General features: G+C 59.2%; 15 protein-coding genes. 4 read left to right on the top strand and 11 right to left on the bottom strand.

Annotated features, from left to right (window positions below):
- The first annotated feature begins 79 nt into the window (after positions 1 to 79).
- The gene (gene folE, locus Q0931_RS07020; protein WP_299258663.1) at positions 80 to 634 is read left to right on the top strand and encodes a GTP cyclohydrolase I FolE; all 555 of its coding nucleotides are present in this window, start codon (positions 80 to 82) and stop codon (positions 632 to 634) included.
- A 123-nt stretch (positions 635 to 757) separates the two neighbouring features.
- A complete protein-coding gene (locus Q0931_RS07025) occupies positions 758 to 2,215 on the top strand; it encodes an NAD-dependent succinate-semialdehyde dehydrogenase (RefSeq protein ID WP_299258665.1) in 1,458 nt (485 codons plus the stop codon).
- A 105-nt stretch (positions 2,216 to 2,320) separates the two neighbouring features.
- On the opposite strand, the gene Q0931_RS07030 is transcribed toward Q0931_RS07025, so the two are convergent.
- From Q0931_RS07030 to ppa, 9 genes are all read right to left on the bottom strand, one after another.
- Positions 2,321 to 2,470 carry a hypothetical protein gene (locus Q0931_RS07030; protein WP_299258667.1) on the bottom strand — a complete coding sequence of 50 codons (150 nt, stop codon included), beginning with the start codon at positions 2,468 to 2,470 and terminating at the stop codon, positions 2,321 to 2,323.
- Between the two features lie 242 nt (positions 2,471 to 2,712).
- Complete coding sequence (gene purH / locus Q0931_RS07035; protein ID WP_299258669.1) at positions 2,713 to 4,326, bottom strand: bifunctional phosphoribosylaminoimidazolecarboxamide formyltransferase/IMP cyclohydrolase; 1,614 nt, start codon at positions 4,324 to 4,326, stop codon at positions 2,713 to 2,715.
- A 52-nt stretch (positions 4,327 to 4,378) separates the two neighbouring features.
- Entirely contained in the window at positions 4,379 to 4,675 is a 297-nt protein-coding gene (gene fis, locus Q0931_RS07040; protein ID WP_299258671.1) for a DNA-binding transcriptional regulator Fis, read from the bottom strand.
- On the bottom strand, positions 4,672 to 5,685 hold the full coding sequence (gene dusB, locus Q0931_RS07045; protein ID WP_299258674.1) for a tRNA dihydrouridine synthase DusB: 1,014 nt from the start codon (positions 5,683 to 5,685) through the stop codon (positions 4,672 to 4,674). Before dusB ends, fis begins: the two co-directional genes overlap by 4 nt.
- Positions 5,686 to 5,779: 94 nt before the next feature.
- Complete coding sequence (gene prmA / locus Q0931_RS07050) at positions 5,780 to 6,700, bottom strand: 50S ribosomal protein L11 methyltransferase (RefSeq protein ID WP_299258676.1); 921 nt, start codon at positions 6,698 to 6,700, stop codon at positions 5,780 to 5,782.
- A gap of 110 nt (positions 6,701 to 6,810) precedes the next feature.
- Entirely contained in the window at positions 6,811 to 8,154 is a 1,344-nt protein-coding gene (gene accC, locus Q0931_RS07055) for an acetyl-CoA carboxylase biotin carboxylase subunit (protein ID WP_299258678.1), read from the bottom strand.
- Positions 8,155 to 8,167: 13 nt separating this feature from the next.
- Complete coding sequence (gene accB, locus Q0931_RS07060) at positions 8,168 to 8,641, bottom strand: acetyl-CoA carboxylase biotin carboxyl carrier protein (RefSeq protein ID WP_299258680.1); 474 nt, start codon at positions 8,639 to 8,641, stop codon at positions 8,168 to 8,170.
- 229 nt (positions 8,642 to 8,870) lie between these two features.
- Positions 8,871 to 10,781, bottom strand: a complete 1,911-nt coding sequence (dsbD, locus tag Q0931_RS07065; protein ID WP_299258682.1) for a protein-disulfide reductase DsbD — start codon at positions 10,779 to 10,781, stop codon at positions 8,871 to 8,873.
- Positions 10,782 to 10,950: 169 nt separating this feature from the next.
- The gene (ppa, locus tag Q0931_RS07070) at positions 10,951 to 11,487 is read right to left on the bottom strand and encodes an inorganic diphosphatase (protein WP_299258684.1); all 537 of its coding nucleotides are present in this window, start codon (positions 11,485 to 11,487) and stop codon (positions 10,951 to 10,953) included.
- A gap of 228 nt (positions 11,488 to 11,715) precedes the next feature.
- Between ppa and Q0931_RS07075 the strand changes: the two genes are divergently transcribed.
- On the top strand, positions 11,716 to 13,413 hold the full coding sequence (locus tag Q0931_RS07075; RefSeq protein ID WP_299259167.1) for a bifunctional protein-serine/threonine kinase/phosphatase: 1,698 nt from the start codon (positions 11,716 to 11,718) through the stop codon (positions 13,411 to 13,413).
- A 119-nt stretch (positions 13,414 to 13,532) separates the two neighbouring features.
- Here the strand turns inward: Q0931_RS07075 and Q0931_RS07080 are convergent, their stop codons facing one another.
- Positions 13,533 to 14,792 carry a 6-phosphofructokinase gene (locus Q0931_RS07080; RefSeq protein ID WP_299258686.1) on the bottom strand — a complete coding sequence of 420 codons (1,260 nt, stop codon included), beginning with the start codon at positions 14,790 to 14,792 and terminating at the stop codon, positions 13,533 to 13,535.
- Positions 14,793 to 15,068: 276 nt separating this feature from the next.
- Here Q0931_RS07080 and mpl point away from each other — a divergent pair, with 276 nt between their 5' ends.
- Entirely contained in the window at positions 15,069 to 16,454 is a 1,386-nt protein-coding gene (gene mpl / locus Q0931_RS07085; RefSeq protein ID WP_299258688.1) for a UDP-N-acetylmuramate:L-alanyl-gamma-D-glutamyl-meso-diaminopimelate ligase, read from the top strand.
- A gap of 72 nt (positions 16,455 to 16,526) precedes the next feature.
- Here the strand turns inward: mpl and Q0931_RS07090 are convergent, their stop codons facing one another.
- Positions 16,527 to 17,945 carry a bifunctional DedA family/phosphatase PAP2 family protein gene (locus Q0931_RS07090; protein ID WP_299258690.1) on the bottom strand — a complete coding sequence of 473 codons (1,419 nt, stop codon included), beginning with the start codon at positions 17,943 to 17,945 and terminating at the stop codon, positions 16,527 to 16,529.
- Positions 17,946 to 18,048 lie beyond the last annotated feature (103 nt).

Raw genomic sequence — 18,048 nt, forward strand, 5'->3', positions numbered from 1 at the left:
GCTTCCGGCCTGACCGGAATTGAAACATGCCACGGTGTCCTTGCGGGCGCTGGATATACCCGAAACGCAGGAAAGAAACATGAGTCAGGAGATGGAAAACCACTATCGTGAGATCCTTTCGGCGCTGGGTGAAGATCCCGAGCGTGAAGGACTTCAGGACACGCCGGCACGTGCTGCCAAGGCGATGCAGTACCTGACGCACGGCTATCAGCAAAGCCTTGGCGATATCGTCAACGACGCCGTGTTTTCATCGGATACCGATGAGATGGTGATCGTGAAGGACATCGAGCTCTATTCGATGTGCGAACATCATATGCTGCCCTTTATCGGCAAGTGCCATATTGGCTATCTCCCGCGCGGCAAGGTGCTGGGGCTTTCCAAGTTTGCCCGAATCGTGGACATGTATGCCCGCCGTTTGCAGATCCAGGAAGAGCTGACGCGTCAGATTGCCAATGCCGTACTGGATGCCACCGATGCCCGCGGTGTTGGGGTCATCGTTGAAGCGCGTCACATGTGCATGATGATGCGCGGTGTCCAGAAGCAGAACTCCAGCATGAAGACCTCGGTCATGCTGGGAGACTTTCGTGACAACCTGTCGACACGTCAGGAGTTTTTGACGCTCGTCCATAACTGATATCCATTGCGTGACCCCCGGTCAGGTGACTCATGGAGGTAACGGTTCTCCTGTTCAGTGGCATGTCCTATGCTTGGGCCTATCCCGCGTGCTTCAGGGACTTCAAGCTGACAGGAGAACGACATGGATACGTTAAACGATAAAAGCCTTTTCAGGCCCTTTGCCTACATCGACGGTAACTGGGTCGCGGCCGATAGCGGCGAGCAGATCGAGGTCGATAACCCTGCCACGGGTGAGATCATCGCCCGAGTACCCCGCTTGGGTGCCGTCGAGGCACGACGCGCCATTGAGGCGGCACATGCTGCTTTCCCGGACTGGCGCGGCCGCACTGCCATTGAACGGGCTGATATCCTTTATCGCTGGTATGAGTTGATGATCGAGCACAAGCGCGATCTCGGCCGCATCATGACGCTTGAACAGGGCAAGCCCGTGGCAGAAGCCGAGGGCGAAATTGTCTATGCCGCCAGTTTCATGCGCTGGTTTGCCGAAGAGGCGCGACGTGTCTATGGCGATACCATTCCCGGGACGAAAGCCAATCAGCGCATCATGGTGCTCAAACAGCCGGTGGGCGTGGTAGGGGCCATTACACCCTGGAACTTTCCTTCTTCCATGATTACCCGCAAGGCGGCGGCCGCGCTGGCCGCAGGCTGCCCGATCGTGATCAAGCCGGCCGGACAAACGCCGCTGTCGGCGACTGCGCTGGCGGTGCTGGCCGAGCGCGCGGGTGTGCCGCGCGGGGTATTCAACGTCCTGCCGGGCAGCGCCAGCGATATTGGCAAGGCCATGACCGAATCAACACTGGTACGCAAGATCACCTTTACCGGCTCCACGGAGGTCGGTCGAAAGCTGATGTCTCAGGCCTCGACCCACATTCAGAAGGTGTCGCTGGAGCTGGGCGGTAACGCACCCTTTATCGTGTTTGATGACGCTGATCTGGATGCGGCGGTGGCCGGCGCCATGGCGTCCAAGTTTCGTAATGCGGGGCAGACCTGCATCTGTACCAATCGCTTTCTGGTGCAGTCGGGGGTCATCAATGCCTTTTGCGAAAAGCTGGCGGCGGCGATGAACGGCGAGCTGGTCGTGGGTAACGGGATGGACGATGGCGTCAACATCGGCCCCATGATCGACGACAGCGCGGTTAACAAGGTGCATGAGCATGTTCAGGACGCTATCGACAAGGGCGGTGAGCTCATGATCGGCGGCCATCAGCACACGCTGGGCGGTCGCTTCTATCAACCCACCCTCATCAACGGCGCTGATGCGTCGATGAAGGTAGCCTCTGAAGAAACCTTCGGGCCATTGGCAGCCGTTTTTCCCTTTGACGATGAGGCGCAGGCGATCAGCATGGCCAACGATACCGAGTTTGGTCTGGCGGCCTATTTCTATACGCGTGATGCCGGACGCATCTGGCGTGTAGGTGAAGCGCTTGAATATGGCATCGTGGGGGTCAATGAAGGGCTTGTTTCCAACGCTGCGGCACCGTTTGGCGGCATGAAGGAGTCTGGACTGGGTCGTGAAGGCTCACATTATGGTCTGGAGGAGTATATGGAAACAAAGTATCTGTGCATGACGATCGATTGATTGCGGTCATATCAAAGGTCATGCTCATTATCAAAAACCCCGCTGCGGCGGGGTTTTTGACGATTTAACGACTCATCACCCTTTAACGCTGCAGGGATTCGAGGCTCAGGAACACATGCTGCCCTGTGCCGGGGTGAACCACCAGCTATGTTCGCTGGCATAAGCGTAGGTGCCGGCTGTCGTCACGATCGTGATCGCCACGGCAAAGGTGATTTTCTTGATGGTCAAACCCTTGAGAGACAGTGCCTTCCACATGCGAGTTTACTCCGGACAATTTTTTTAGTTTTTTTGCCATCGCAGGTCATTGCTGCCGACACTGCCCGGGCCATGCATTATTGCCCGGGAAAATATGATGGCACTGTGCCGTTTGGGTTGAGTTCGATTTCAGCAGGGAATTTTTTCTCAAATGAGTGCCACGCACGGGCCACGCGGATGGGGCATAAAAAAGGGCCGCCATCACAGGAGGGCGGCCCTCTCGTCAAGCAGGTGAAACGAGGTTAATGCCGGAAATGACGCATGCCGGTAAAGACCATGGCCATGCCGGCCTCATCGGCGGCCTTGATGACTTCTTCATCGCGCATGGAGCCGCCTGGCTGAATCACTGCCGTGATGCCGGCCGCAGCAGCATTATCGATGCCGTCACGAAACGGAAAGAAGGCATCCGATGCCATAACGCTGCCCTTGACCTCAAGGCCGGCGTGCTCTGCCTTGATGCCTGCAATGCGTGCAGAGTTGACCCGGCTCATCTGGCCGGCGCCCACGCCCACGGTCTGACCGTTGCGGGCATAGACAATAGCGTTGGATTTCACAAACTTGGCCACCTTCCAGGCAAACAGCAGATCGTCAAGTTCGTCGGCTGAGGGACTGCGCTGAGTGACGGTGCGAAGGTCATCGGCAGTGACCATGCCATCATCGCGTGATTGCACCAGCAGGCCGCCGGTCACTCGCTTGTAGTCAAAGCTCTCAACGGCGCCTTCAGGCCATGCGCCGCATTCCAGCAGACGCACGTTTTTCTTGTCGGCCACGGCCTGACGGGCCGCATCGCTGACAGTCGGGGCAATAATGACTTCGACAAACTGGCGCTCGACGATGGCAGCAGCCGTCTCGCCGTCGAGTTCGCGGTTAAAGGCAATGATGCCGCCAAAAGCCGATTCGCTGTCGGTGGCAAAGGCGAGCTCATAGGCGCTTTTAAGCTGACCATCACGGCTGATGCCCACACCGCAGGGATTGGCATGCTTGACGATGACACAGGCGGGCGCGTCAAAACCCTTGACGCATTCCAGTGCGGCGTCGGTGTCCGCCACATTGTTATAGGACAACGCCTTGCCCTGTAGCTGAACGGCGCTGGCGATGCTGCCCGGCGCCGGTTCGCGCTCGGTATAAAAGGCCGCCTGCTGATGCGGGTTCTCGCCGTAGCGCATCTGCTGGCGCTTGTGGAACTGTGTCGACCAGGTGCGGGGCAGGGCAGATGTCTCGCTGTCACCGGCTTCGACGATGCCACCCAGATAGCTGGCAATGGCGGCGTCGTAGCCTGCCGTATGCTCAAAGGCCTTGACTGCCAGATCAAAGCGCAGGGCGTGATCGGTGCCCTGGTCTGCGCCTTCCAGCGACTCAAGCACGCGCGTGTAATCGACCGGGTCTACCACGATGGTGGTGTGGGCATGATTCTTGGCGCAGGCACGCACCATGGTAGGTCCGCCGATATCGATGTTTTCGATGGCGCGTGCCAGCGTGCAGGTCGGATCCGCCACGGTCTCCTCAAAGGGGTAGAGATTAACCACCACCATGTCGATCGGGGCAATATCATGCTCTGCCATGATCGCATCATCCTGGCCGCGACGGCCCAGAATGCCGCCGTGAATGCGCGGATGCAGGGTCTTGACCCGGCCGTCCATGATTTCGGGAAATCCCGTGTGTTCGGATACCTCGGTAACGGCAATACCCTGTTCATTAAGAAGGCGCCAGGTGCCGCCGGTAGACAGGATCTCGACGCCAAGGGCTGCAAGGCGGCGGGCGAAGTCCACAATGCCTTCCTTGTTGGAGACACTGATCAGGGCACGGCGAATCGGCAGGCAGGCGTTGGATATTGCAGTCTCGTCTTGATGAGTCATGAGGTTTCCGTGGCAGGCAGTAAGCGTGTCGTGCACAAGCAGCACATCGGGCTCAGATCAGATCGTACTGCTTGAGCTTCTTGCGCAGTGTTCCGCGGTTAAGGCCCAGCATCTGTGAGGCCAGGGTCTGGTTACCGCGGGTATGGTCCATCACCGAGCGCAAAAGCGGGGCTTCTACCTCGGCCATGACCATGTTGTAAAGGTCGGTTACGTTTTCGCCATCAAGATGGGAAAAATAAAGCGACATGGCCTGATCAACCGCCTCGCGCAGCGTACGTGACTGCGACGGATGCTGGTGAAGCTGGATGGGGGATTCACCCGGGTGATCAGACAATGGATGACTACTCATGCGGCACGCGTTCCATCTATATGGGCGAACGGAGAATTTTCGGCAAAAAGCTCTTTCAGGTAGCGCTGCTGCTCATCGCAATGTTCAAGGGTGTTGAATTCACGACGCCAGTGTTCGCCATGTTCTGCGCAGGCGAGATACCACCCAATATGCTTGCGCGCGATACGCACACCCATGTACTCGCCGTACAGCGCATAAAGGGCTTCCAGATGGTCGGTCATGACATCGGCGCGCTCAACGGCGGTTGGTGGTGGCAGGAAGTTGCCACTTTCAAGATAGTGCTCGATCTCGCGAAAGATCCAGGGGTTGCCCTGTGCTGCGCGTCCGACCATCACCGCATCGGCACCGGTATAGGCCAGCACCTGATGTGCCTTTTCCGGGCCATCAATATCGCCATTGGCAAACACCGGTATGGAGAGCTCGGATTTGATCCGGGCGATGGTGTCGTACTCGGCCTGTCCCTGGTAGCGCTGCTCGCGGGTACGGCCATGAACGCTCAGCGCCGCAATACCGGCGGATTCTGCCATACGAGCGATGGTGAGCGCGTTGCGGGTCTGATCACACCAGCCGGTACGAATCTTGAGCGTCACGGGAATCTCCACGGCGCTGACCACGCGCTCAAGGATATCGGCCACCAGGGCTTCATCGCGCATCAGGGCCGAGCCTGCCGCCTTGTTGCAGACCTTCTTGGCCGGGCAGCCCATATTGATGTCGATGATTTCAGCACCGTTATCGGCATTGACGCGGGCGGCGTCTGCCAGCATGGCGGCATCGCCGCCGGCAATCTGGACCGAACGGGGGCCGGGCTCGCCACTATGGTCAAGGCGCAGGCGTGACTTGGGCGTGTGCCACAGTCGCTTGTCGGCCGTCACCATTTCAGACACCACCAGGCCTGCGCCCAGCTTTCTACAAAGCTGGCGAAAGAGGCGATCGGTGATTCCCGCCATGGGCGCAAGAATAACGCGCCCGGCCAGCCGGTGAGGGCCGATACAGGGCAGTCCGCTAACCATTGAAAGCTTTATCCGAAAAAGGGAGAGACATGATAGCGACCTGAGCGCCGATCTTGAAGGGCCAGGTCGCGTTGCTTCGCCGAAAGAACGGGCTTTAGCCGGCCTCACGTGGGCGATAGCCTTCCACACAAACCCAGCCTTCGCGCTCGCGCGGCTCGTTCATGTGGAGCCCCTGGTCACGATAGGCCTCAACAATATCGTTGGCCTGGTGCGACAGAATGCCCGAGAGCGCTAGGCGTCCGCCTGCCACGACATATCCGGCAATCATGGGGGCAAGTTCCATCAGCGGCCCGGCCAGAATGTTGGCGACCACCACTTCAAAGCGATCGTCCGGGGCCTGTTCGGACAGATAGAGATCGAAATCCTGTTCGGCGATCTCGTTGCGCCCGGCATTGTCCCGGCTGGCCAGCAGAGCCTGCGGATCAATGTCGGTACCTACGGCGTGGGCCGCGCCGAGCTTAAGCGCTGCGATAGCCAGAATGCCTGAGCCGCAGCCGATGTCGATCAGGCGTTTCTGATCAAGTTCACCGGCCACGGCCAGCTCATCAAGCCATTGCAGGCACAGCGCGGTGGTTGGGTGAGTTCCGGTGCCAAAGGCAAGCCCCGGGTCGAGCATCAGATTGACCGCGTCGCTCTCCGGCGGATCGAACCAGCTGGGCACGATCCACAGACGCTGCCCCATTTTCATGGGTTCAAAGCCGTCCATCCATTCGCGACTCCAGTCACGGTCTTCCAGCACTTCGTATTCGATCTCGGGGCAGGGCTCGTCAACGGCAACGCTTGCCCAGTGCTCGCGCACCCGTGCGATCATGTCGCTGACGCCTTCAAGATCGTCATAAAGCCCGGTCAGAACGGTCTGATTCCACAGCGGTGTGGTGCCGCGTTCGGGCTCGAATACCGGGTCGTCGACGGCGTCTTCAAGCGTAATGGCCTGAGCACCCTCATCGGTTAGAAGCTCTTCGAGCAGTTCGGCGTGTTCCGGCGCGATACGCGCCTTGAGTTGAAGCCAGGCCATGAAGCCTCCTGCAAGCCGGGTGAGAGACAGTCATGACTGCCAAAAGCATCAGGGGGCGATGCAATCGCCCCCTGATGGGTCCTGAAGGGTATCGTCGCTATCCGTGGGCGTTAGTGCAGGCCCAGTTTCTTTTCCAGATAGTGAATATTGACCCCGCCGCGCTGGAACTCGCTATCGCGGACCAGATCCTTTTGTAGATCGGTATTGGTCTTGATGCCTTCTACCAGCAGCTCGTCCAGCGCATTTTGCATGCGTGTCAGTGCGCTTTCACGGTTTTCACCCCAGGTGATCAGCTTGCCAATCAGGGAGTCGTAATTGGGAGGAACCGTATAGCCGGTATAAAGGTGCGAATCCATGCGCACACCCAGGCCGCCCGGGGCATGATAGAACGTGATCTTGCCGGGCGAGGGCATGAAGGTGCGCGAATCCTCGGCATTGATGCGACACTCAAAGGCGTGCCCGTTGATGACCACATCTTCCTGTCGAATCGATAGGGGAATGCCGGAGGCGATCTTGAGCTGTTCCTTGACGATGTCGACGCCCGTGACCATCTCGGTGACCGGGTGCTCCACCTGAACACGAGTGTTCATCTCGATGAAGAAAAACTCGCCGTTTTCATACAGGAACTCGAAAGTGCCCGCACCGCGATAGCCGATCTCGATACATGCATCGACACAGGCCTTGAGCACGTTGGCACGCGCCGTTTCATCGATATGCGGTGCAGGGGCTTCCTCCAGCACCTTCTGATGGCGACGCTGCAGTGAGCAGTCGCGGTCATAAAGGTGAATGGCATTGCCCTGACCATCGGCGAGTACCTGTACCTCAACGTGTCGAGGACGCTCCAGATACTTCTCCATATAGACGACATCGCTGCCGAAGGCGGCATTGGCCTCCGATTTCGTCACCGCCACGGCCGAGACCAGCTGGGACTCTTCACGAACCACGCGCATGCCGCGACCACCGCCACCGGCTGCGGCCTTGATCATGATCGGGAAGCCGATGCGTCGTCCGATTTCAAGGATTTCGGCATCGTTATCGGGCAGCGGCCCATCGGAACCCGGAACCGTGGGCACGCCAGCCTTTTTCATGGACTCGATGGCCGAAACCTTGTCTCCCATCAGGCGAATGACATCCGCCGTAGGCCCGACAAAGACAAAACCCGAGCGTTCGACCTGTTCGGCAAAATTGGCGTTCTCGGACAAAAAGCCATAACCCGGATGGATAGCCGTCGCATCTGTCACCTCGGCGGCTGAAATCAGTGCCGGGATGTTGAGATAGGACGCCGGGGAGGGAGCCGGGCCAATGCACACGGCTTCATCGGCAAGGCGCACATGGATCAGATCACGGTCAGCCTTGGAATGAACCGCCACCGTCTTGATACCGAGTTCCTTGCAGGCGCGCAGTATACGTAGTGCGATTTCGCCGCGATTGGCGATCAGTACCTTTTCCAGCATGCTGAAAATCCTGTCAGGCAATGATGATCATGGGCTGGTCAAATTCGACCGGCTCACCATCTTCAACAAGAACGGCATCGATCACACCATCCTTGTCCGCTTCGATCTGGTTCATCATCTTCATGGCTTCAACGATGCAGATGGTGTCACCCTTTTTGACGCTCTGGCCGATCTCGACGAACGACTTGGCACCGGGTGCCGGGGCGCGATAGAAAGTGCCCACCATGGGCGAGAGCACCTGATGACCGCTGGGTGCGGCAGGGGCGGCTTCTTCGGTGGCGGCCGGAGCGCTGCCGGGAGCGGCCTGCTGCGGCTGTGGCTGCTGAGGGTAATAGCCCATCGGTGCCTGAGGCATCATGACCTGGCCCTGCTGGCCGGGCAGATTGCGACTGATGCGGACGGACTCCTCGCCTTCCTGAATCTCGATTTCGCTGATGTTGGATTCTTCCAGCAGCTCGATGAGCTTCTTGACCTTGCGAATGTCCATGGCAATACCTGTTGATCGATCGGATCTCGTCTGGCACGGGACCCGGGAAGTAAACTCTGTTGTCAGGCAGCGAATGTGCCTTCAAACACCTCATGGTTAACCTGAAGGCCAACCGGCAAGATAGCGACATGATCTCAGACGATCACGTCGCTGCAAATGTGTTGGAGGAGTTTGCCGAAAAAAGCGAACGGTGTCCAGAAAGTCACCCGATGATCCGGGCGAAATTCGGTCAGCTGTTTTTTGCCACCTGCTTGAGCAAATCGCGCATTTGCTGGCGTCCAATTTCTCCCTGAGTGCGCTGCGCGCGCATTTCCTGTCCCTTGCTGAAAAATAGCAGCGCCGGAGGACCGAAAAGGTGATAGCGCTTGAGCAGCGCGCGTACTTCCGAGCCGTTATCCGTAACATCAAGACGAACCAGGGCAAATTCCTGTAGCTGTTGGCGTATATCGGGATCCCCCAGAACATCACGTTCAAAGCGACGACAGCTGATACACCAGTCAGCATAGACATCAACCATGATCGGTCTATCGGCATTGCTGATGACACGGTCGAACGCCTGGCGGGTCGTCACGGTGGTCATGTCAGGTGAGGCTGTATCACCGCTGCCTGACACAACACGCTTACCTGCCAGCGGCATCCACGGATCATCATGACCCATGGCGGCCCCGATCAGACATAGCCCGCCCCAGAGCAGAACCATCAGGGCCAGCGCCTGGCGAAGACGCGGCCAGAGCGTCGGTTCAGTGCGTGACAGCCCCCCCATTCCTGCCCCGGTCAGTACTGCCAGGCTGCCCCACAGCGCGAGCGACAGCGTGGGAGGTACCAGGCGGTCAAGCAGCCACAGGGCAACGCCTGCCAGCGCCACGGCAAACAGCCGTCGAATGCTCTCCATCCAGGGGCCACTGCGCGGCAGCCATCCGGCGCCGAGCGTGGCGACCAGCATCAGGGGGATCCCCATGCCAATGCCCAGAGCCAGCAATGCCAGCATGCCGGCCAGAGGGTCTGCTCCGGCCGAGAGATAGACCAGAACGCCGGCCAGTGGCGCAGAAATACAGGGAGAGACAATCAGGGTCGAGAGCGCGCCTGCCAGTGCAGCTCCCGGCAGGCCGGCCCGGCGCAGCCGATCCTGCCAGGCGCTGATACGCTGTTGAAGACGCCCACCGGAGGGAAGTTGCCAGACATCCAGCAGCCACAGGGCAAACATGATGAACAGACCGGCAAAGGGGATCAGCACCCAGGGTGACTGCAGCCGCGCCTGCAGGTTGAGGCTGGCGCCGAAAAGGCCCATCAGCGTGCCCAGCGCGGCATAGGTCAGCGACATGCCGGCCACGTAGTTCGCTGACAGCATCAGGGCGCGGCGTTTATTGGTGTTTTGTCCTACCACCAGGGTGGTCACGATGGGCAGCATGGGAAGCACGCAGGGCGTAAAGGCAAGCCCCAGTCCTGCGAGCAGGAAAATGCCCATCATGATCACGGGGCTGGACTGACCGGGCAGTATCGAAACCTCTGCATCGGGCTGTTGATCAGTGGACGTTGTGGCATTGACGGGGGGCGGATCGTTCGGCATTTGAGCGCCGATAAAACGTTCAGGCGCATTGCCGGGGGCCGCCTGAAGATGGCGTGTTTCGGGCGAATAACAAAGGCCTGCCTCGGCGCAGCCCTGAAAACTGATGCGAATCGGCACCGACTCATTGTCAGGTAGGGGATCTTTCAGCGTCGCCGTGATAATCAACGGGTGATGAAAGACCTCAACATCTCCCAGAAACTCATCATGAATGGCCTCGCCGTGTGGAACGTCGGGCGAGCTCAGCGCAATGTCCGCACGCTCACTCTGGAGATCAAGGCGGTGGCGATAGAGATAGTAGGTTTCGGCACTATCAAATCCCACCTTGATCGTATTGCCTTCACGCCATGCTTTGTAGGTAAATGCCTGATCGACCGGCAGGAAGTCGCCGTTGCTGGAAGCGTCATCGGACGATGTCTGCCAGGGCGGCGCAGCTGTGGTGGGGCTGTCTACACGACTGGCGCCTTCGACAGAAACATCATCATTGGACGTGGAAAAGACATTACTGGCCGGCGCTGTGCCTGACAGTGCGACGCTCAGTAGAGTGACAATTAAAAAAAACAGGGCGCGCGACATCATGAACTCCGCAGCGCTGGCATATCAAAATGCCGAGAGTGAAAGAAAACAGTGCCTGAATAAAACATGTCGCGGCGCAACGGCGCCGCGACATGCAGGTATGAAGACATTTTTTCAGCGAAGGGGTTCGCCGATCAGTCTTTCAGAGGCCACGCGATCGTGTGGGTAATCAGTGGCTATCCTTCTGATAGGCATCGATGGATTTTTCAATGGCCTTGATGGCAGCTGCCTTGTCGCCCCAGGTGTCGATCTTGACCCACTTGCCCTTTTCGAGATCCTTGTAGTTCTCGAAGAAGTGCGCAATCTGCTGGCGCAGCAGCTCGGGCAGGTCGGTGACTTCCTCGACATCGTCGTAGGCGGCAGAAAGCTTCTGGTGCGGTACGCAGATGAGCTTGGCATCTTCGCCGGCTTCATCGGTCATGTGCAGGATGCCCACCGGGCGTGCACGAATGACACAGCCAGGCTGTACCGGGTAGGGCGTGACCACCAGGGCGTCCAGCGGATCCCCGTCCTCGGCCAGCGTGTTGGGGATGAAGCCGTAGTTGGCCGGGTAGAACATCGGGGTCGGCATGAAGCGATCGACCAGCAGCGCGTCGAGATCCTTGTCGATTTCATACTTGATCGGCGTATGGTTGGCAGGAATTTCAATCGCCACGAACAGATCGTGGGGAACATCCTTGCCGGCGGGGATCTTGTCGAAACTCATCGATCGAGTCCTTGCGTTTGCGGGTTGAAAATTCGAGAGTGAAAATCGTGGAAAATTATACGAACCAGGCAGGACGATTACCAATCCGGTCGATCGGCAGCTCCCGATCCGCACAATACGACAAATCCGTTGTCTCGTAAAAAGGATGCCAGTGACGTGCAAAATGGCCTGTCTTTAAGTTTCGGACATGCGTTCGTGGCGCCCGATCAACGTCGTCATCGTTCATCGATGTCGGTTCAGATCCCTGATAACCCCCGTCAACTCGAGATCAAGGGGGCCTGTGCGATCATCGCGGATTCTACCTGGCGTAACGCCATCGCCCGTCAGGCCGGCGATATTTCGGTACGTGGCTTTCTGGCAGATTACTATTCCACCCCTGATCACTGGGACGTCAAGACCTCGGCAACACGAGTGCTGCGGGCACTCAATGGCTGGTGTTACAGCCAGAGCCGCTACGTTCAGGGCGGTAGTTATATCAGTTCACTGTCCGCTATTGTCTTTCGTGGCCGGGAAAGTTTTCTGTTTCATATGGGGGACACCCTGGTTTTTCGCCTGCGTGGTGCCGAGTTCGAACAGATTTCGCGTGATCATGTCACGGATCTGGGCGGGTATCGCTATCCTTCCCGGGCGCTGGGCATGGACAATAACATCGATATCGATCACATGAGCCTGCCGCTCAAGACCGGGGATGTGTTTCTTTTTACCTCTCAGGCCGTGCGCGGGACGCTCACGCCCACGGACTATGTGCACGCCATCCGCCAGCAGGATAACGATCTTGATGCGGCCTGCGAGCGTCTGGCCGGCATGGCGCGTGAGCGTGCAGGCGCTCGCGGCTATGGTGCCGATGCTTTCTGCTTTCAGCTGGTGCGGGTGGAAGGGCTGCCCAGTGAAGATGCAGGCCTGCCCGAGCAGCTTCCCGGACAGCTGCCGATTCCGGCCGAGCTTGAGGCGGGGGATCGCATCGACGGATTTCTGATCGAATCGATTATCTCGAAAACGTCGCGAGCACACGTATACGGCGTCAGGGATGAGACTTCACTGCGACGGATGGTGATGAAGGTCCCCAGCCCCGAAATGTCATCGAGAAATCCATATCTGGAGCACTTTCTGCTCCAGCAGTGGATTGGCGAGCGGGTGCGCTCGCCTTTTGTGGTGCGCATCGTGACGCCCCCGCGCCCCAGGCGTCATCTCTACTATCTGATGCGTCCCGTCGAAGGCCAGCCGCTGGATCACTGGCTGGAACAGCATCCCGAGGCCGGCATCGAACAGCGCCTTGATATTGCGCGTCAGCTTGCCCGAGCCGTGCATGCCCTGCATCGGCGTGACATTCTTCATCAGGCCATTCGGCCTGAAAACATCATGATCGATGAGCATGACCAGGTCGTGCTGATTGATTTCGGTGCCTGTGCGCGCCGCCTCGATGACGACAACGACGCCGCGCTGGCACTGGCGCGTGATGGCAGGCTTGGCATGCACAGTGCACCGGAATACGCCCTGGGGCTGGGGGTCAGTCGGCGCAGCGATCAGTATTCGCTGGCGTCTACCATCTACTGGTTGCTGACCGGCACCATGCCCTATGCCATTGCACCCAATACACTGAAAAGCGAACAGGCACTGTCGACGCTGACCTATCGGCGCGCCCGCGATATCAATCCGCAGGTGCCGACGACGCTGGACAACGCGCTGCAGCGCGCGCTGTCACCGCGTCGAGCGCGGCGCTTTCGGCGTCTGTCCGAGCTGATTCAGGCGCTGCGCCATGCCACCACCTTTGTTGAGGACGACGATGCCGACGATGCCGACGATGCGTCCTCGCCACTGCCCGACAGGGCGTCGGATATGCCGTCCCGGCAGACATCGCTGCGTCTATGGCAGGGGATTGCAGCAGCACTGATGCTGCTTCTGGTCGTTGTCATGCTGATCAAATAGGGCGCGCTCTTGCCAGCGTGCATTAAAAACCCCCGGCCACATCAAGTGACCGGGGGTTTTTGCTGGCGGCGCTTTTAAAACCGAAACTGCTGCGTCAAACGCTGGCCCTGGAAATGTTGCTACAGATGGTATTCAGGCAGCTTTTTGGCGATACGCTCCAGACGCAGATTGGCCACCATGGGAAGACCATTTTCGAAGGGAGGATAGTCTTCTCCCTGGATCAGCGGGCGCAGATAGCGGCGGCCGGCATCGTTGATGCCAAAGCCATCCTCGCGGATGTATTCCGCCGGCATGAACTTTTCCTGGTTGGCGACCTGCTCAAGCGGCGCATCAATGATCGACCAGCTGTAAGGATCTTCGCTGTCACGATGAATAGCGGGCATGACGGCATTCTTGCCTTCAAGGGCGCATTCAACGGCGCGCTGGCCCACGGCGTAGGCCTGCTCGACATCGACGGCGGAGGCCAGATGACGTGCTGCGCGCTGCAGGTAATCGGCCACGGCCCAGTGATACTTGTAGCCCAGGTCCTGCTTGACCATGCCGGCCAGCGTCGGTGCGACACCGCCGAGCTGGCGGTGGCCAAAGGCGTCGGTGTTGCCGGCATCGGCCAGGAAGGTGCCGTCTTCATAGCGGGCGCCTTCGGAGACCACGACCACGCAGTAGCCGTGCTTTTTGACTGTCGCGTCGATATGGTTCATGACGCGCTGGCGGTCAAAGGGCACTTCCGGCAGCAGGATCATGTGCGGCGGGCCATCGTTGGTTTCACTGGCCAGTGCGCCAGCGGCGGCGATCCAGCCGGCATGACGTCCCATGGATTCAAGAATGAACACCTTGGTAGACGTTGAGCACATCGAGGCAATGTCCAGTGCCGCTTCACGCGTCGAGGTGGCGATATACTTGGCGACCGAGCCAAAGCCGGGTGAGTTGTCGGTAATCGGCAGGTCGTTATCAACGGTCTTGGCCACATGGATGGCCTGCAGGGGATACCCCATCTGCTCGGAAAGACGAGAGATCTTCAGGCAGGTATCGGCACTGTCACCGCCACCGTTGTAGAAGAAATAACGAATGTCGTGTGCCTTGAAAACTTCAATGAGACGCTCGTACTGACTTCGGTGGGTCTCGATATCCTTGAGCTTGTAACGACAGGAGCCGAAGGCGCCGCCCGGGGTATGTCTCAGTGCTGCGATGGCCTCGTCACTTTCCAGGCTGGTATCAATCAGATCCTCGGTCAATGCGCCGATGATGCCATTGTGTCCGGCATAGAGGGTGCCAATGCGATCGCTGTACTTGCGGCATGTCTGGATGACACCACAGGCACTGGCATTGATCACGGCCGTCACACCACCTGATTGTGCGTAAAAGGCGTTACTGGAGGTCATGAGCTTCCTGCTTCTTATGAATGAAGGTCGGCCAACGCCGTGAGAGCTGACCGAGCTGTCTCTCGGCAACGTGGCGCGCCTCTTGTGGGCAGCGCTGCTGTTGGTCGGTCAGCGGATCGATGGCCGGCATCGGGCATCGCCCGTGGGGCGATCATATCCATTACCTGCAGGCCTGATCCAGTCAGGGATGCATCAATTGCAGGTGAACCGGAGCCTGACGTCGATTCGCGGGCCATGCTAGGCTGATCCGGCTTTTGACGGAGAGCCCTATTTTTCATGCATATTCATATTCTCGGCATCTGTGGCACTTTCATGGGCAGCCTGGCGCTGCTGGCACGCGAACTCGGGCATCGGGTTACCGGGTCGGACAAGGGGGTCTACCCCCCGATGAGCACACAGCTTGCCGCGCACGGTATCGATGCCGGGCACGGTTTTGATGCGGCCAATCTTGATCCTCGCCCCGACCTGGTGATCATCGGCAACGCGCTATCCCGGGGCAATGTTGAGATCGAAGCCGTTCTCAATCAGCGCATCCCCTACACCTCAGGGCCTCAGTGGCTGGCCGATAACGTGCTGCGCGAGCGCCGCGTACTGGCGGTGGCCGGGACTCACGGCAAGACCACCACGGCCAGCATGCTGGTGTGGATCCTTGAGCAGGCCGGGCTGGCACCGGGTTTTCTGATCGGCGGTATTCCGCGCAATCTGGGCGTTTCGGCGCGTGCCGGGTCGCCCGGTGATGTCTTTGTGATCGAGGCCGACGAGTACGATACGGCCTTTTTCGATAAGCGCTCCAAGTTTGTTCACTACCTGCCGGAAGTGGCCGTGCTCAATAATCTGGAGTTCGACCACGCCGATATCTTCAGTGATCTGGCGGCCATTGAGCGACAGTTTCATCATCTGGTGCGCCTCGTGCCGGGCAATGGACAGCTGGTGGTGGCGGATGGTGAACCTGCGCTGTCACGGGTGCTCGAGATGGGGGCCTGGTCACCGGTTGCCCGGTTTGGGCGCACGGATCAGGCGCAGTGGCAGATTGGCGATGGTGTTGATGATCAACAGTTTGTCGTCAGGGCGCCCGAGGGGGAAGTAGTGGTGCGCTGGGCAATGAGCGGCGAACACAATCGGCGCAATGCGCTGGCGGCGATGGCCGCAGCCAGTGCCGTTGGTGTCACGCTTGAACAGTCCGCTGCGGCACTGGCCACGTTTGCCTCACCGCGGCGCCGACAGGAGCTGCGTGGCAGCGTCAACGACATCCAGGTCATCGACGATTTCGCCCATCATCCGACCGCCATTGCCATGACCCTTGAAGGGCTCCGGTCGGTACCCTCTCGCGGGCGACTGATTGCCGTGATTGAGCCGCGCTCCAATACCATGAAGCTTGGCACCATGAAGGCCCGTCTACCCGGCAGCGTTGCCAGCGCCGATGAGGTCTACTGGTATCAACCGGCAACGCTGGGATGGTCAGTGGAAGAGGTTGCAAGGGCCTGTCCGGTGCCGGCTCATGCCATGACGACCACCGAGGCGCTGATCGATACGCTGGTGGAAAATGCGCGTCCGGGAGACCGGATTGTCATCATGAGCAACGGTGGCTTTGATAATGTGCATGAGCGTTTGTTGAATGCCCTTGAGCAGCGCCATGGTCAGCCAGTCGAAACCGAAGCCTGACAGGTTATCCGGGCCCGTCAGCATGATGTGACGGCCCCGGCACTGTTGTCTCTGACAGCGATGTCAGACTGTTTAGAAGGCGGGCAGCCACACGACGCGCATGATCACCAGCACGATGGAGGCCAGCGTCAGCAGGATGAGCTGGCGGCGATCAACGGTCCCGGCCAGATAGCGATGGGCAAAAAAGTGATAGCTGATGCGGGTGACGGCGCAGATGATCAGGCCCAATAGCGCGCCGCCAATCAGATCGCTGAGCCAGTGCACGCCAAAGGTCAGTCGTGACAGGGCCACCATGCTGGCGGCCACGATGGCCACCCAGTACGGCCATCGTCTGGCTCGACTCGATAGCCCCTCGGCAATAAACGCTGCACTCAGCCCCCAGAACACGACGGCGGTCGACGCGTGGGCACTCGGATAGGAAAACGATCCGATCAGATGCTCCGGCGTATCGGGCCGGACACGGCCAACCCACTGCTTGAGTGTCGTATTGCTGAAGGCCAGCAGGGCCAGGGCACCGCCCCAGTGAATCAGGGCGGCCAGACGTTTTCGCCACAGGAGCCAGACAAGCCATGGCAGCAGCATGGCGATAATGCCGATGGCGTCGCCGACGCGGTCCAGAATCATCGAGGCCCATGTCAAAACCCGGTTGTCAGGACGTGAAAAAAAGCCTTGAGCAGCAACATCCAGCGAAAGCGGCTGTTGAAGGCCGGCCACCAGCCATGTCCAGCCAATAAAGGCCAGGGCCGCTGCCAGCAGCAGTATCACGGAGGCCAGCGGGATTTCGCCGCCGGCTCGGTGCTGACGAAAACCCAGCCATAGCCGTCGCGTGACACTGTGATGTCGAGCCCTGATCAGAAGGCCGTGATAGAGCCGACTGTCGCGATCCAGCCGGCGGCGCAGCCACGATAGCGCAAACCCGAGCACGATGAGCATGAGCATCAGTACCGAAAGCCACTGTTCGGTACCGGGCGGCAGATGTATTAACCGCTGCCAGCTGCGCCCCAGATAGTAGCCGGGCAGAAGATACGCGGGTGCCCAGAGCAGCGCCGAGATGACGTTGACCACCACAAAGCGGGCCGGCGGCATGTGCATCATGCCGGCCACCATGGGAATAATGGGGCGCACCGGCCCAACAAAGCGTCCAAAGGCGACCGAAAGAGCGCCGTGGCGAGTGAAAAAGCGCTCGCCCCTGTCAACCCACTGAGGGTAGCGGTTGAACGGCCACCATTGGCGTATGCGATCGCGCTGGGTGCGACCGAGCCAGTAGCTGGCGCCATCACCCAGCACGGCACCAATGAAGGCACTCAACATGAGAACAATAATGGAGACCTGGTCGTGGCCCGCCAGTGAGGCGGCGGCCGTCAGCATGACAATCCCCGGGACGACCAGGCCTACCAGTGCCAGGGACTCAAGCAGGGCAACAATACCCACGATCAGAACCAGAACCGTCGGGTTATGTGCCCACTGATCAATCAGGGCAACAGGGTGCATCAAACAGGGCTCCACGCAATGATTTGCCGCGTCCGGCGCGGTTTTTACTGCTGCCGGCAACTGGCTTATAGTAGCGATTCATGAGTATTGGATGGGCAAACGT

The sequence above is a fragment of the uncultured Kushneria sp. genome (assembly GCF_947497025.1).
GTDB lineage: Bacteria > Pseudomonadota > Gammaproteobacteria > Pseudomonadales > Halomonadaceae > Kushneria.

Excerpts from the sequence above, each read along its gene's own strand:
- folE (WP_299258663.1), top strand. The coding sequence starts at position 80 with ATGAGTCAGGAGATGGAAAACCACTATCGTGAGATCCTTTCGGCGCTG.
- Q0931_RS07025 (WP_299258665.1), top strand. The coding sequence starts at position 758 with ATGGATACGTTAAACGATAAAAGCCTTTTCAGGCCCTTTGCCTACATC.
- Q0931_RS07030 (WP_299258667.1), bottom strand. The coding sequence starts at position 2,470 with ATGTGGAAGGCACTGTCTCTCAAGGGTTTGACCATCAAGAAAATCACC.
- purH (WP_299258669.1), bottom strand. The coding sequence starts at position 4,326 with ATGACTCATCAAGACGAGACTGCAATATCCAACGCCTGCCTGCCGATT.
- fis (WP_299258671.1), bottom strand. The coding sequence starts at position 4,675 with ATGAGTAGTCATCCATTGTCTGATCACCCGGGTGAATCCCCCATCCAG.
- dusB (WP_299258674.1), bottom strand. The coding sequence starts at position 5,685 with ATGGTTAGCGGACTGCCCTGTATCGGCCCTCACCGGCTGGCCGGGCGC.
- prmA (WP_299258676.1), bottom strand. The coding sequence starts at position 6,700 with ATGGCCTGGCTTCAACTCAAGGCGCGTATCGCGCCGGAACACGCCGAA.
- accC (WP_299258678.1), bottom strand. The coding sequence starts at position 8,154 with ATGCTGGAAAAGGTACTGATCGCCAATCGCGGCGAAATCGCACTACGT.
- accB (WP_299258680.1), bottom strand. The coding sequence starts at position 8,641 with ATGGACATTCGCAAGGTCAAGAAGCTCATCGAGCTGCTGGAAGAATCC.
- dsbD (WP_299258682.1), bottom strand. The coding sequence starts at position 10,781 with ATGTCGCGCGCCCTGTTTTTTTTAATTGTCACTCTACTGAGCGTCGCA.
- ppa (WP_299258684.1), bottom strand. The coding sequence starts at position 11,487 with ATGAGTTTCGACAAGATCCCCGCCGGCAAGGATGTTCCCCACGATCTG.
- Q0931_RS07075 (WP_299259167.1), top strand. The coding sequence starts at position 11,716 with ATGTCGGTTCAGATCCCTGATAACCCCCGTCAACTCGAGATCAAGGGG.
- Q0931_RS07080 (WP_299258686.1), bottom strand. The coding sequence starts at position 14,792 with ATGACCTCCAGTAACGCCTTTTACGCACAATCAGGTGGTGTGACGGCC.
- mpl (WP_299258688.1), top strand. The coding sequence starts at position 15,069 with ATGCATATTCATATTCTCGGCATCTGTGGCACTTTCATGGGCAGCCTG.
- Q0931_RS07090 (WP_299258690.1), bottom strand. The coding sequence starts at position 17,945 with ATGCACCCTGTTGCCCTGATTGATCAGTGGGCACATAACCCGACGGTT.